Origin of the sequence: Facklamia sp. P12937 (genome assembly GCF_050409505.1) — a bacterium.
Lineage (GTDB): Bacteria > Bacillota > Bacilli > Lactobacillales > Aerococcaceae > Facklamia.
In genome coordinates this window covers 36021-50292 of sequence record NZ_JBNUPI010000003.1, presented here as the reverse complement: position 1 = coordinate 50292, position 14272 = coordinate 36021, and the positions used below count along the sequence as shown (strand labels likewise).

Annotated in this window: 12 protein-coding genes; 5 read left to right on the top strand and 7 right to left on the bottom strand. The window is 35.6% G+C overall.

Annotated elements, in window-relative coordinates:
- Window positions 1-119: 119 nt before the first annotated feature.
- From ACQV2R_RS01760 to ACQV2R_RS01750, 3 genes are all read left to right on the top strand, one after another.
- Complete coding sequence (locus ACQV2R_RS01760) at window positions 120-1475, top strand: TrkH family potassium uptake protein (protein WP_428873354.1); 1356 nt, start codon at window positions 120-122, stop codon at window positions 1473-1475.
- A gap of 4 nt (window positions 1476-1479) precedes the next feature.
- Entirely contained in the window at window positions 1480-2142 is a 663-nt protein-coding gene (locus tag ACQV2R_RS01755; RefSeq protein WP_428873353.1) for a potassium channel family protein, read from the top strand.
- 204 nt (window positions 2143-2346) lie between these two features.
- Complete coding sequence (locus tag ACQV2R_RS01750) at window positions 2347-4860, top strand: CAMP factor family pore-forming toxin (protein WP_428891739.1); 2514 nt, start codon at window positions 2347-2349, stop codon at window positions 4858-4860.
- A 353-nt stretch (window positions 4861-5213) separates the two neighbouring features.
- On the opposite strand, the gene ACQV2R_RS01745 is transcribed toward ACQV2R_RS01750, so the two are convergent.
- The 4 genes from ACQV2R_RS01745 to ACQV2R_RS01730 all read right to left on the bottom strand — a co-directional run bounded on the left by ACQV2R_RS01745 (window position 5214) and on the right by ACQV2R_RS01730 (window position 9140).
- Window positions 5214-6134 (bottom strand): metal ABC transporter solute-binding protein, Zn/Mn family, encoded by a 921-nt coding sequence (locus tag ACQV2R_RS01745; RefSeq protein WP_428874741.1) that lies wholly within the window; start codon window positions 6132-6134, stop codon window positions 5214-5216.
- A 262-nt stretch (window positions 6135-6396) separates the two neighbouring features.
- Window positions 6397-7536 carry a metal ABC transporter permease gene (locus ACQV2R_RS01740; protein ID WP_428891738.1) on the bottom strand — a complete coding sequence of 380 codons (1140 nt, stop codon included), beginning with the start codon at window positions 7534-7536 and terminating at the stop codon, window positions 6397-6399.
- On the bottom strand, window positions 7529-8413 hold the full coding sequence (locus ACQV2R_RS01735; protein WP_428881810.1) for a metal ABC transporter permease: 885 nt from the start codon (window positions 8411-8413) through the stop codon (window positions 7529-7531). The genes ACQV2R_RS01740 and ACQV2R_RS01735 overlap by 8 nt, the downstream gene beginning before the upstream one ends.
- A 1-nt stretch (window position 8414) precedes the next feature.
- Window positions 8415-9140 carry a metal ABC transporter ATP-binding protein gene (locus ACQV2R_RS01730; protein WP_428873693.1) on the bottom strand — a complete coding sequence of 242 codons (726 nt, stop codon included), beginning with the start codon at window positions 9138-9140 and terminating at the stop codon, window positions 8415-8417.
- A 771-nt stretch (window positions 9141-9911) separates the two neighbouring features.
- Here ACQV2R_RS01730 and ACQV2R_RS01725 point away from each other — a divergent pair.
- Window positions 9912-10874, top strand: coding sequence for an asparaginase (locus tag ACQV2R_RS01725; protein ID WP_428873692.1), 963 nt, complete (start codon window positions 9912-9914; stop codon window positions 10872-10874).
- Window positions 10875-10944: 70 nt separating this feature from the next.
- On the opposite strand, the gene ACQV2R_RS01720 is transcribed toward ACQV2R_RS01725, so the two are convergent.
- Window positions 10945-11226: a GNAT family N-acetyltransferase gene (locus ACQV2R_RS01720; protein ID WP_428873691.1), complete on the bottom strand. Its 282-nt coding sequence runs from the start codon at window positions 11224-11226 to the stop codon at window positions 10945-10947.
- A gap of 173 nt (window positions 11227-11399) precedes the next feature.
- Window positions 11400-12401, bottom strand: coding sequence for an ornithine cyclodeaminase family protein (locus tag ACQV2R_RS01715; RefSeq protein WP_428891737.1), 1002 nt, complete (start codon window positions 12399-12401; stop codon window positions 11400-11402).
- A 241-nt stretch (window positions 12402-12642) separates the two neighbouring features.
- Here ACQV2R_RS01715 and ACQV2R_RS01710 point away from each other — a divergent pair, with 241 nt between their 5' ends.
- Entirely contained in the window at window positions 12643-13422 is a 780-nt protein-coding gene (locus ACQV2R_RS01710; protein WP_428873689.1) for a threonine/serine ThrE exporter family protein, read from the top strand.
- Window positions 13423-13446: 24 nt separating this feature from the next.
- On the opposite strand, the gene ACQV2R_RS01705 is transcribed toward ACQV2R_RS01710, so the two are convergent.
- Window positions 13447-14169: a TraX family protein gene (locus tag ACQV2R_RS01705; protein ID WP_428874745.1), complete on the bottom strand. Its 723-nt coding sequence runs from the start codon at window positions 14167-14169 to the stop codon at window positions 13447-13449.
- Window positions 14170-14272: the final 103 nt, after the last annotated feature.

Genomic DNA, 14272 nt, shown 5'->3' with positions numbered 1-14272 from the left:
TAAACAATGAGTAATTTGTGTTTGAAATTCCTGTTTTTTTTCACTACTATAGGAATAGCAAAATTAAAAAAGCTAAACCACGATATAACTAACTTTTGTGCACAGAAGGGTGGAAAGTTATGCTTGTCTATAACCAGTGGAAAAAAGATCTCATTTCAATCAATCCTGCTGAATTATTCTTCTATAGCTACTTGGGCCTCATCTTAATTGGGAGCCTCTGTTTAAAATTACCTTTTGCAACTAATGAGGGTGTGCAGACCTCATTGATTGATAGTATCTTTACAGCCGCTTCTGCAGTTTGCGTCACGGGTCTAGCGACTTTAACCACCGCAAGTCATTGGTCGCCATTTGGTAAAACGGTCATTTTAATTCTCATACAAATAGGCGGTATTGGAATCATGACCGGTGTGGGAACCATTGGTATGTTAATGGGGAGACGGCTGTCTTTTTCTAATCGTAAGTTCTTAGCAGAAGAAAAAAATACCACTACTTTTAGTGAGGTAGCAGACCTTGTGCGGTATGTCGCTTATTCTACTTTAATTATTGAAGCCATTGGTGCTGTTTTATTAAGCTTTCAATTTATACCTGAATATGGGGTCATTAAAGGCGTCATCAATAGTATCTTTCACTCTGTTTCTGCTTTTTGTAATGCCGGCTTTGATATTATCGGTGACCAAAGTTTTATGGGCTATGTCGATAATAATTGGATAAATATCGTACTAATGTTCTTAATTATAGTAGGGGGACTCGGTTTTTCAGTTAGCAGAAATTTAATCCACCATTACTTAAATGGAAAGCCTCTTCGCTTGCATACAAAACTTGTTATAGTGACAACAAGTCTTTTAATTATCTTACCTGCCTTATTCTTTTTAGTTGTTGAATGGCAAAATCCTAGTACGTTAGGACCCTTAAATCTTGTGGATAAATTGACTGCGGCTTTTTTTCAATCGGTAACGACAAGAACGGCTGGTTTTGCGACGATCGAACAAGGAGGCTTACGCACCCCGAGCTACTTGGTGACGAATCTACTGATGTTTATTGGGGGGGCACCCGGAGGAACAGCCGGTGGCTTAAAAGTTACAACCTTTGCCTTATTAATTCTTTATACTCTGTCGTATTTGCGCGAAAGTCAAGATACCGTTGTCTTTAGACGTCGGATTCCTAGGAAGAATATATTGAAATCACTGGCCATTTTCTTTCTTTCTTTTTCTTGGGTGGGTATCGCTTTAATCTTGCTTACCCTCTTTGAACCTAATAAGTCACTGGTTAATCTTTATTATGAGATTATCTCTGCTTATGGTACAGTGGGATTAAGCCAAGGAATTACAGCCAGTTTAAGTGTGATGAGTAAAATAGTGATAATCTTTACCATGATTTTTGGTAAAATTGGACCCATGGCGATGGTGTTTGTCTTCTTCAAATCCAAAGCCTCGAACAATTATCGCGAAGCACAAGAAAGTATCTTAGTGGGGTGATTATGTGAAGGAATATCTAGTGATTGGCGCCGGAAGATTTGGGCGTAGTTTAGCGGAGAATTTAATGAAATTAGGACATGAAGTGATTATTATTGATCATAATGAAGAAAGCATCAACCGAATCGCTCCTTATGTAACCCATGCAATTTGCGCAGATATCAAAAACATTGAGGTTTTTCATGAGTTAGGGCTAGCGAATATCCAAACAGCCATTATTGCAATTGGATCGGATTTAGAAGCGTCTATATTATCTACCATCACTTTAAAAGAAATCGGTGTAAAAACAATCATCGGTAAAGCTTCTACCGATTATTATGCCAAAGTTCTTAAAAAGGTTGGCATTGATAAAGTTATTATTCCAGAAAAAGAAAGTGGCCGTAAATTAGCTTATAGTTTATCCTCTAAGAATCTTGTTGATTATTTTAATATTATTGATGACTATTCCATCTTCGAAGTAACCACCCCTTCATTATGGGTGGATAAAAGTCTAATCGATTTAGACGTGAGAGCTAAACATGGCTTTAATATAGTTGGAATTATTCGAGATTCGGGTGATTTTCTTGGAAATCCTGAACCTCATTCGGTCATCCATAAAGGGGATATGTTGGTAATACTGGGAACCTCAAAAGACTTTATGACGGTTGAGAAGCTGATTAATGAGCAATAATTGATCCATTGAATAAAGTATCAAATCCTGAAACAATCTACATTTTAGATTGTTTCTTTTTTATTTTAAATGGGAGGGTTTGAGAATGAACATATTACGCATTTTAATATAAGCAATTTGTATCAAACTGTTTCGAGATAAAATATTGATTTTTTTTCTAATCGTGTTATAATTATTTTATCATAATAGATCGAGGTGGTATTTATGAGAAAAATGTCAATCATTTTTTCAAGTGCATTATTGCTAGCTAGTGTTGGAACTCCTCTGATGCAACAATCAATATACGCACAAGAAGAAGCGTCAAATACTTCGCAAGCTTATAGTGCAAATGTACAAGATTTAGCAATAGAAATAGTAAATCAAAAAGACAAATTAGAAGCATTAGAACAAACGGTCTTAGGGACTCCCTATGAAGATCTCCTAAATAAAAGTTTTGATATTTTAGAAACAGTCATCTCAGACGCTACTGCAATAGCAAAAGGCGAGGGTATAAATCCTGAAACAATTTATGCTTTAAATTCAATAGGGCCACGTCTAACTGCTATTACAGAAGTAATTGAGGCAATTGATTATTCCGTTAATCATTTGAATAATAAAATAATCGATGCCCACCATATGATGGGATTAAAAATTACACATCTTACATACACTCTGTTGAATCCGCTTTCTTCGAACAATAGCATTGAGAAATTAATTGCTGAATTGAGAGAAACCAAGAGTGAGGCAGCTGCTCTACCAGATCTCAGTGAAAAAGATACAGCAACTATTTACTCAAAAGCTAAATTAGATAAAGCCATTTGGAATACGCGTTTTATTCGGGATGAAAAAATATTAGGTAAGATGGGTGCCAATGTCTATCATTCTTTAAATCGCGCAATCACAAAAGCAGTAGGAATTCAACTTGATCCAAAATCAACCGTTGGAGAAATCGACCAAGCGGTGGCTGAAATTGAAAGTCAACTTAATCAAGCCTTACAAGGTAAAGTTGTAGAAGTCACTAAACGTGATCGTGTAGCTGATCACAAGGAAGATCTGCTCGTAATTAAAGATAAAGAAGAGCAAATTAAGCATCTGAAAGAAGTTTTAGCGGGTACAAATTATGAAAATATCCTTGAAAGAGCTTCAAAATTGGTTGAAAACATCAAGAAAGAAGCCACTCTCGAAGCAAGCATAGCGGGCAAAGTTCCATTAAAGGTTGATACAATTGGAAGTCGGATTGAAGCATTAGTAACGATCATTGATGGAATTGTATACGCAACGACTGAAGCTACTAATAAAGTCAGCCATGCCCATAAAGACATGGGATATACAATCACTAAAGCTTTAATCACTTTAGCAGACCCATTTTCTTCACAAGCTTCAATCGATCATCAAGTACAACAAATCTTAGATCTAAAAGAGGCCATCAATGATTATCCAGATTTAACTGAAGAGGACATTGCAACAATCTATGTAAAAGCTAAATTAGATAACGCCATTTGGAATACACGTTTTATCAGAGATAAAAACATATTAGGTAAACTTCCTTTTGAACAGTATAATGATCTTAATAAAACAATTACTAAAGCCGTAGGTGTGCAGTTGGATCCAAAATCGACTGTCAAGGATATTAATTTATCCGTTCAACAATTACAAGAAAAACTTCAATCAATTTTAGGTTACGAAGTGGGATCAATCGTATCAAAAGACTTGACACTTCCAGACATTGTAAAAGATCATGAGGTTGCTTCAGATCTAGAAGAATTAAAAATTGAAGAAGATAAACTGGTAAAAATTTCTGAAAGAGTTCTTTCTAAAAAATATGAAAAATCATTAGAACAAGCCTTTAAGTTAATCGATAAACTCGGTGGCGAGTTAAATGGGATAAAACAATCAGATACTATATTTAACCTAAACTCAATTGGTAGCCGGATGAATGCTTTAAAAAACATTATTGAGTCCATTGATTATGCAACAAGTGAACTCAAAAATAAAGATTTATCTATACATAAAGATTATGGTTTTGCAATTACAAGAACACTAGTTACTTTATCAGACCCATTTGCTTCAAAAGAAAAAATTGAAAAAAGAATGGCTGAATTGCAAGCTTTAGAAACAAAAGCAGCCCATACACCCGATCTTCATTTAGATTCTCGTGCTAATATTTATGTTCAATCAATCCTAGATGAAGTGATTTGGAATACAAGATTTAGACGGGATAAAGAAGTTCTCGGTAAACAACCTTATGAAGTATATTCTAAAATCAATCGGACACTTACAAAAGCAGTTGGGGTTCAATTAAATCCAAATTCTACTTTAAGAGATGTCTATTCAATGATTCATGAATTAGAATTATTGTTTGATGATAAGATAACAGAAACCGAAGAAGTGATTGCAACAGAAGTCACTGAAGAAGAAGCTACCATCCAAGCTCTTAATGATGAAGTTGCTGTGGATGAAGCGATTGAAGCTGATGAAGAAAGTGTTAGTGAAGATCAGAGTGAAGAAGCTTCCGTAGAAGAAGTGATTGTCGGCGATACTTTTGAAGAGCTTTCTACAGATGAAGCGATTGAAGAAGAAATAACATCAGTTGAACAAATTGAAGAAACAACGGTTGAGAAATCGGCAGATGACGCTGAAACTGAAGAAACTCAACTTGATGCTGAGCAAACAGTTCTTCAAGACGAAACTATAAGTGACCTCTCAATAGAAGAGTCAGCCGTTGAATCAGATCTTTAATCATAGCTTGGTCCGTCTCGTTAGAAGCCTAATAGAATGATTCTATTAGGCTTTTTAGTTTGAAATACAATTTATTTATATGGGTTTACATAATATACATTATCTTATTTACGGCCAAAATCTAAGTTATATCATTCGGATCTTCCTTTTCAGTAAGAATTATAGCTAATTATAAGGATAATTATTAAACTTTCATTGCATATTAAGCTTGATCTATAAATCTATTTATATGTTCATAAAGCCCATAAGTTTATCTCTCAAGGCTTTACTGAAATAAGACTTTGAGTTAACCATACAAAAAAAATATACCGAGAATTCCTCGGTATATTTTAGGTCGAATCGCATTTAAGTTATTATTTTAAATTGTTTACAATTAAATCAACATTATGACGACACATATCAATAAATGTATCTCCCTCTTGACCTTCAGGTGCTAATGAATCAGAGAAAAGTTCTTGACCTTCTCCACTAACAACTTTCACTTCAAAACCTTTAGAGGCACAAGCTTCTTTTAATTTTTCCATCCGTGCTGGATCGGTTGTTGATTCAGCAAAGATTGCTTTAATTTTATTTTCAACAATAAAATCAACAGTATCATCAATATCTTTATTAGAAACCTCAGAATCGGTTGTTACCCCTTGAGGAGCACGTACTGGAATATTATAAGCTCTTGAGAAATAATTGAAAGCATCATGTGGGGTAATTAAGAAGCGACTTTCTTCTGGAATTGAAGCAATTTTTTCCTCTAATTCTTTATCTAATTCTTTCAATTGCGTAATATACTTATCGGTATGCTCCATAATTTCAGCTTCATTGTCTGGTATTAACTCGATTAGGGCTTCAGAAGCTCTTTGAGTAGCTTGTTGATAGAGATTCAAATCAAACCAGAAATGAGGATCGACAGCCATTCCCCCATCATCGTCCATTACTCCGACCTCATTCGAATCAAAATTTTCTGAAACTGCCACACCAATTGGTTCTAATTGTTCAATCATTTTTCCTTCAAAATGCAAACCATGGTATAAAACAAGATCAGCTTCTTTTAATTTTTGCAAATCTTGAGGTCTTGGCTCATACAAATGCGGATCCTCCCCTGCTGGAATAATCATTTCAATGGTTACCAGATCTCCGGCTAAGTTCTTTACCATATCTCCTAAAAATGAGGTGGTTACAGTAACCATTGGTTTTTCTTCAGCTGCAACACTCGATGCTAAACTAACGGATGACCCCATAAACAATGCCATTGCGAACAGAAACTTAATAAACTTTTTCATACTATATCTCCTTTTTAGGTTACCCTAATTATTTTTGTAAGGTAAGTATATAATAGTAATCATTACATGTCAACAGAATTTTAGACAAATCTAAACTAATTAAAGATTTTTCCTTATTTTTTGATAAAGGATAATTAACTTTGTAAACTTTTACCAAAGATTCCTTATTTTATTCATTTATATCTTCAATATTAAAAGAACCCACGTCCTAGTAATGGACATGGATTCTTATGCGCAAACAGATTGGCGTTAGAGGACTGAATTAAAGATTATACCTTTCTTTAAGAGATTTTACTCTTACTTGACCTTTTGAAGTTAGTTGATAAGTAGCATTCAAATTATCATGAAAAACTTCGTCATTTTTTATTAAACGGTTTGCTACTTTTTCAATTTGCTCTTGGGGCCATTGTAAATGCTCTTTTATTGAATGGAAGCCAACTTCACTCAATTCATTGACTGTATTCCTATGATTTGCCAGATGCATAATAAATAATTCTTCTTTTAAGGTCCTTTTTTGTTGAATCTTACGGACCATTTGAGTAATGAATCCATTTTTATTAAACAAGAAAGTCAATCCAAACGTGATTCCTGCAATGGTGGCTGTCATACCAGAGAGTGAAACATTTAAGCCTAAGCCGATAAAATAACCCAAAACGGAGTTAAAAATTGCATAAAGACTGGCTATCAAAAGCATATGATTTAATTTTTTTACAATGAGATAGGCTGAAGCAGCTGGTGCGATTAAGAAGGAAATAACAAGAATGGCCCCCACCGCATCAAAAGCGACAACCGTTGTGATTGAAGTTAACAACATCAAACCATAAAAGAGCATAATCTGGGTAAACCCAGCCACTTGGGCAAATTGGGCATCAAAGGTTGTGATTTTCAATTCCTTATAGAAGAGTATAATAAACAAAATATTTATGAGTAACATAACACTCATTTGAACAGCTGATTTAGCAATCGAAATACCAAAGACATCCAAACGAGTTAAGGAAGCCATTCCCACATCCCCCATTAACACAGCATCCGTATCAAGATGGACGTTCCTCCCATATTTAGTAATTAAAATAACGGATAAGGCGAAAAAGAGCGGATAGACAACACCAACCGCATCATCATTTTTTATTAAGCCGGTATTGGATAAACTCTCGACGCCCCAGACAGTAAAAACGCCTATCAAAGCGGCGCCAATTATTAATAAGGGGGATGTTAAGTCATGAGCGATAAAATAAGCTAATACGATTCCTAATAATACGGTATGAGAAATGGCATCTCCTAACATCGAAAGATTTCTCAATAAAAGGAAACAGCCAATGATTGCACAAGCGATAGCTGTCAATACCAGAATGATCAGTGATTCATAGGTAATATCAAATAATAGTAAGATATTCTCAATCATTGAATTCTCCTCCTTTTTTTGGCATGAGTGTTTTTTGAACAATTCCCTTTTTACCAAAAAGCATCGAAAGTAATGCGATAATTGATAAGGTCAAAATAATAGTTGGACCCGTACTCATACCGTTATATTTGGTAGAGATATAAGTTCCAATCACGGCAGATATACCACCAAAGATCCCCGAAAGAATTAAAACGCGCTCAAAACGATGGGTCCATTGCATCGCTGCAATGGAAGGTACAATCAAAATTGAAGCAATTAGAATGGTTCCGACAAGTTTTAAGCCTACAGCAATTAAACTCATCGTCATGACCAGAATAATACTGTAAAGAATAACAGGTTTAATACCCACTGTTTTCGCATAAACTTCATCAAAGACAAACAACTTAATTTCTTTTTTAAAGAGAATTAATATAAAAATAGAGATAAGGGCCACAATTAAAATGATTTTTAAATCATTTTCCATAATATAAGAAGCTTGACCGAAAAGGTAATTTTTTAACCCTGCTTGAGAAGCTCCTTTAAAACGCGGATTGCCAGAAATATTACTCTTTAATACCATACCAAAACCAAAGAAAGATGATAAAATGATGGCTAGAATTGCATCTAAATTAAGTTTGGAATGTTGGTCAATGATTTGAATTAAACCGTAAGCCACTCCCCCACTAATAACGGCTCCGATCATCATGGTCATGGTATCTTTGGAGAGCGTCAACATGAAGGCTAAAACAATCCCAGGATAAGTAGCATGCCCAATTGCATCGCCAATCAGAGATTGACTTTTAAATACACTCACAGCTCCCACTGCTCCTGAAGCAGAGGCTAAAAGAAAAGTAGAAAGTGCAATTAAAATAAAGGAATAACTAGTTAAAATATCCACTTTAAATTTCGCCTCCCCAAGTCATATTCGCTTTAACTAAATGTTCATGAACAAAGACTTCTTCAGTTGGTCCCGCCGCAATTAGACGTTTATTTAAAATAATAACATGGTCAAAATATTGTTTAATAGTGTTCAAATCATGATGAACAACAATCGACGTGTGCCCCTTTTGCTGGATTCGCTTGACAAAGTCGATAAAGATTCTTTCGGTCCGCTTGTCCACTCCTGCTAAGGGTTCATCCATAAAGTAGATCTCTGCTTCTTGAGCAATGGCTCGTGCAATAAACACACGCTGTCTTTGACCACCTGACAATTGAGAAATTTGGCGGTCTTTATACTCATAAATACCAATTTCTTTTAAGGCTTGATGAGCCTTTTCATAATCAATTTTACGTGGCCGTTTAATCCATCCTAAATGAACATATCTCCCCATTAAGACTACATCTTCTACAGTGGTTGGAAAATCCCAGTTGACTTCACTGGCTTGGGGAATATAGGCGACTTTATTTTTTATGGCATCAAAATGTGTTCCCAGTATAGATACTCTTCCTGAAAGGGGCTTTTCTAATTCTAGAATCCCTTTAATTAGAGTAGACTTACCAGCACCATTAGGTCCAATAATAGCTGTTCTTGATCCTTTCATAATTTTAACGTCAATATCCCAAAGAACAGGTTGTTCTTGATAGGCCATAGTTAAATCCTCAACTTCGACGATGGCATTTGTCATAATGTTTCCTCCTATTTAATTTAATAAAAATGATACCCAAAGATTTTCAGCAAAATATCTATTTTTTAAAAGATTACTCATTATTGAAAAGTTTTAACGAACCTTTTCCATCTATTTAGTTCTTTTTCTTTTTCTGATATCCCCTCCATTTTTTATCCTTAAACTCCGATGGCCTCTTTTAATTTTATTTTAAAGTGATTAAAATGATATTAGACTATTGACAAAATTTTTTTAGTTTAGTCTAATTCGACTTAATTTAGTATAGGTATATTTATGAAAATGTCAACAATAAGACACATCTAAAAATCACTTAATAAGCATAAAATCCACTCATTTTTGATGTGAACCCCTAAACACGAGCCACAATATTTATTGTAACTATGCGGCCTGTAGCCTATAGTCAATAAGTGAAAATCCGTTTATTCTTTTCTTTTTGCGTGGGTGTATTCCGATAATCATGCGACATTTGAATTCTCCTTTATTGATGATTGGTCACTTCAATATAAAATGAATTCAGTGTCGTTTTTTACTTAGACGAATGAGTGTCCAAGTTCATTATAAAATCCGCCCTATATTATCATCCTTAACACCCTAAATTTTTTAAAAGCCCAAAGAAGTTTTCCCTATTACATCTGGTTCATCTGGATTTAGACAGGGGAAACGCCTTTTCATAACTTTAACCAAACTCTTATTAAAATCAAAGCGGTAGGGATTGTTTACTGAATTTGAAAACGTTATACTTTTCTAAGAACAACCATGAGGAGTGAAAGCATGAAGAAATTATTATTAATTAATACCGGTGGCACGATTGCCATGTCTGAAGACCAAACCAGTGGTAAGGTATCTCCCTCATCTGAAAACCCAATTATTACCCAATCTTCTTTCTTTAACCAATTCGCTGATATCACTGTGGAAGATTTAATGAATATTCCTTCACCGCATATGAACGAAGAATTGATGCTCAATCTTAGCAATTATATTCAATCGATATCGGATCAATATGATGGCATTGTTGTCACCCACGGAACAGATACTCTGGAAGAGACAGCCTATTTCTTAGAACTAACCCTTGATATCCCCATTCCAGTCGTTTTAACGGGAGCCATGCGCTCAAGTAACGAAATTGGATCTGACGGTTTAGCCAATCTCCGCTCTTCCATCTTTGTAGCCCGTGATGAGAAGTCCCGCGGCAAAGGGGTATTAGTGGTGATGAATGAAGAAATCCATACCGCTACTTATGTGACCAAAACCCATACCACTAATGTTGCAACCTTCCAGACACCTACCTTTGGACCGATTGGATTAATTTCTAAAAACCAGGTCATTTATTTCCAAGAATCACTGCACCGTGAATATTATAAAGTTAATTCAATTAGTAAAAAAGTTGTCTTAATTAAAACATACGCCAGCATGGGGCCCGAACTCTTTCAAACAGTCCTAGATAATAATTTTGATGGCTTAGTTATTGAAGGATTAGGCGCTGGTAATATTCCACCCGAGACACTTCCACCCATTCAACAACTGTTAGAAAAAAACATTCCTATTGTGATGGTTTCTCGAGCCTTTAACGGAGTCACTGAAGATGTCTATGACTATGTAGGCGGTGGTAAACAATTGAAACAAATGGGGATCATATTTGCGCAAGGACTTTCTGGCGTAAAAGCACGACTTAAATTATCAGCGATTTTGAACGCGGAGATAGAAGGAGAAATTGCTTCAGCCTTCCATCTATAAGCTTAATACAAAGACGACCTCCCATTGATTAACGAATCAATGGGAGGTCTTAATTTATTGGCTTAAATCCTTAAGAGTCTGCCGTCACATCCTGATATTTTTCAGGATCCTTAGCTAGCTTATGGGTCACATAGGTGCAAGTGGAAGTAATCTTTCTTCCTTCCCTCCGGGCTTTATCGACCATTGCATTGAACAACTCGCCAGCTAGCCCCCTACCCTGGTTGGTAGGGTGAGTAAAAGTATGAGTGACCCAGATTTTATCGCCTTCGGTTAATTCATAAACCATCTGTGCCAGTGTATTTTCTTGTTCATCTACTGCAACCAACCTTCTCGAATCATCCACGATTTTCATCGAAACCCTCTTTTCTAAACCTATTTTTTAACTGAAAGTCACTTAAAACTATTATAAACAAAATGTAAGCGTTTGTAATCTTAAACGACTCAATTTAACCTACTTTTAATATAGGAGAAATATAAGTATTGCTCGCTCTTAAAAGAAGCTCTAGGATGTTGGTCAATAAATAATTAAGCGGTAAAATCAAAGGAAGTTCCCAATCCTTGTGCTAAGGCCCTTTGATAGACTTCGTGAGCGACAGCTACATCCGTGGCACCGATTCCAATTGGAATACAGATGATGCGCTGATTTTCTGGATCAATCTTTTCACTCGGACTCTCAGAAAGTTCAGCCAAAGTAGCTGTGATATCTTCTTCTAAAATTTGACCTGACTGATAGAGAGGTTTCAAGATTCCACGATTAAGAGCTTGACTGACGTGGTCGACCACAATAGCATCTGCTTGATGGATCAATTTGTATTCAATTTCTTGGTAGGATCCCATTGGGAAAACGATAGTTCCTTTTTGTACCCACTCTTCTTTTATTAAAGCAACCTTAGAAGGAGTTAGGGTAAAGACCGCGTCTACTTGACAAGCCTCTTGACCGTCTTCACAGATTTTAATGGCGCCTTGGACATATTTTTGCATATCCTCTTTAAACTCTTCGGCTGTATCGTGGTGGATATTCCAAACCCTTAATTCTACTATCTCAAAAACAGTTGAAATGGCATGAGTAACCTGTCTAGCTTGTTGACCAGCGCCGAAGATACCCATTTTAACCTTAGGCTTATTAAGCATATATTTTAAAGCTACAGCTGCTTGCGCTCCGGTTCGCATATTCGAAATCCGTGTCCCATCTAATACTGAAATAAAATTACCCATTCTAGCATCGACTAGCATGATCATCGCATTAATAAAGGGTAAACCCGCTTTAGCTCGTTCTCCTGCAAAACCTCCCACAAATTTTTGACCTGCTACTTTTAGAGAGCCTAAATAAGCTGGCATGGCGTTAAGAAAGGCTTCATGAAAAGGCCAGCCTCCCGTTTCCCCCATATCCAAAGTTACCTTACCTGGATTAACCACTTGACCAGCCGCAAATTCTTTAAAAACATTGTCAATAATTTCAACGGTATCTTCCATGGTAATTAAATGCTCAATTGTGGAATCATTGATCAGTAAACTTGATTGATCCATTAAATCACCCCTTTATGATTATTGTATCATGACACTTTTCTTTTTTCGATGCTTTGAATAAATGCTTTAACGCTATCTTGAGTTTATTTGGTTTTCGCTTGATAGGCCATAAGTTCGTCCTTTCGTAATTAATTATTTAACAATTATTATACTTTACTCATAGTACTCGACCAATTGATTGACTCTCCTTGCCTTTTAAAGCAATAGGTTCTAAAATATAAAAAAGAAGGAGGGTGGTTGAATGCGTATTTTCTATAAGAAAGTTTTTAAATTAGCACGTTTAGCTGGGAAGATTCTTTTAGAATCCAATGCCGAGGAACACCGTGTTGAAGACACGACTTTGAGAATCCTTCAAACAACTGGCCTTGACTCCCCTTCTAGCTATTCCAACACCACCGGTCTTTTTTTATCGCTAACAGATACAGACTTGGCAGAATATAGTTTTTCTGGTATTGTCCGCATAAATCAGCGACAAAACAATATCCAACACATCGCTAAAGTAAATGATATTTCTAGATCCTATGTTTCTGGCGCAATATCTGTTGATCAAGCCTATGAAGCCATGAAAAATATCAAGGATGATAAGTATGGCTTTTTAATTAAATACATTAACCTAATCCTGATGGTCCTCTTCGTCATTCTCTTTGGCGGAACTAATATCGATATGTTGGTCGCTTTTCTAATTGCTTGTCTCATACTAGCTTTAGAATATTGGCGCAAAACAACTTTTCTCACTGACTTTTTCTTTAATATCTTATCCATCGCTCTAGGATCTTTAGCCGTAAAATGGATTGATGCTAGTTTCCCTTCAACCATTCATCCAGGCATTATTTTAGGAGCTATGATCATGCCAAATTATCCAGTAACTTCAACGACCAATGCCATGCGCGATATTCTTAAAGGGAACAATCTTGCTGGTATAATCAAGGGCATTGATGCAATAATGGTCATCATTTCTCTGACTATTGGGTATACCCTAGGAATTCTTCTTAGTCAAATACTCCTGCCCTTCCTAAGCTAAAAACCGCTAGCCAAAAACTGATTTTTAATTGGATTTAAAAAGCATTAATTTAATTAGATAAAGCAATAAAATATGTCCCGGATAGGCCCAATAGTGAAAGGCTTGTTGAACCCTACCACGCTTACCATTATAAAAAAGAATAAATAGACTGCTTAGAAAGACAGTGGGCATGAAATACTCAAAAGCAAAGGCTGGCAGAACGGCTAGCGCCTCTCTTAATCGTTTACCATAAGCAAAATAAAAAATTAAAGCAGCTAATAAACCAAATAAGTCATAATCTGCCATAGTTAAATATGCTAAGCCAAAGCATAAGCCGACACTCACTAAACGCATCAACCAACGATCTTTAAAATAATCCAGACTTACAAAAAGCATTAAGGCAATCAATAATTCTATGAAAACATTTTGATGGCTCCAATAAAAGACTTGATCAGCAAAGGCTAAATCAAAAGGTATTTCCGATATCACTGCTAAAAACCCCAAACGCATAAAATAACGCTTCAAATTTTTAGTATGATGATAACCTTCTAATAATAGATAAAGATAGATTGGAAAAGCTAAGCGCCCAATATTTCGCATAATTTCATAAACGCTTACCATCTGGCTTAAGAATTCATAGCTGTAATCACTCTGATGTCTAAAGATGCCCATTTCGATCAGAACAACAGCTGTATGGTCAATGATCATAAAAATTAAAGCCAACCACTTTAAATGGCCAGCTGTTAAAAAACCTTTAAAGTTCTTCATTTTATTGTCACCCACTCATCAAATTTATTTTTAAAATTATTCTTATTATATAGAGAAAACGCTTTTAAAACAATAATAAAACAGACAGCTAGGGGCAATGATG

Bases quoted from the DNA above. Each gene is read 5' to 3' on its own strand.
- ACQV2R_RS01760 (WP_428873354.1), top strand. From the start codon at position 120: ATGCTTGTCTATAACCAGTGGAAAAAAGATCTCATTTCAATCAATCCT.
- ACQV2R_RS01705 (WP_428874745.1), bottom strand. From the start codon at position 14,169: ATGAAGAACTTTAAAGGTTTTTTAACAGCTGGCCATTTAAAGTGGTTG.
- ACQV2R_RS01740 (WP_428891738.1), bottom strand. From the start codon at position 7,536: ATGATTGAGAATATCTTACTATTATTTGATATTACCTATGAATCACTG.
- ACQV2R_RS01730 (WP_428873693.1), bottom strand. From the start codon at position 9,140: ATGACAAATGCCATCGTCGAAGTTGAGGATTTAACTATGGCCTATCAA.
- ACQV2R_RS01745 (WP_428874741.1), bottom strand. From the start codon at position 6,134: ATGAAAAAGTTTATTAAGTTTCTGTTCGCAATGGCATTGTTTATGGGG.
- ACQV2R_RS01725 (WP_428873692.1), top strand. From the start codon at position 9,912: ATGAAGAAATTATTATTAATTAATACCGGTGGCACGATTGCCATGTCT.
- ACQV2R_RS01720 (WP_428873691.1), bottom strand. From the start codon at position 11,226: ATGAAAATCGTGGATGATTCGAGAAGGTTGGTTGCAGTAGATGAACAA.
- ACQV2R_RS01750 (WP_428891739.1), top strand. From the start codon at position 2,347: ATGAGAAAAATGTCAATCATTTTTTCAAGTGCATTATTGCTAGCTAGT.
- ACQV2R_RS01710 (WP_428873689.1), top strand. From the start codon at position 12,643: ATGCGTATTTTCTATAAGAAAGTTTTTAAATTAGCACGTTTAGCTGGG.
- ACQV2R_RS01715 (WP_428891737.1), bottom strand. From the start codon at position 12,401: ATGGATCAATCAAGTTTACTGATCAATGATTCCACAATTGAGCATTTA.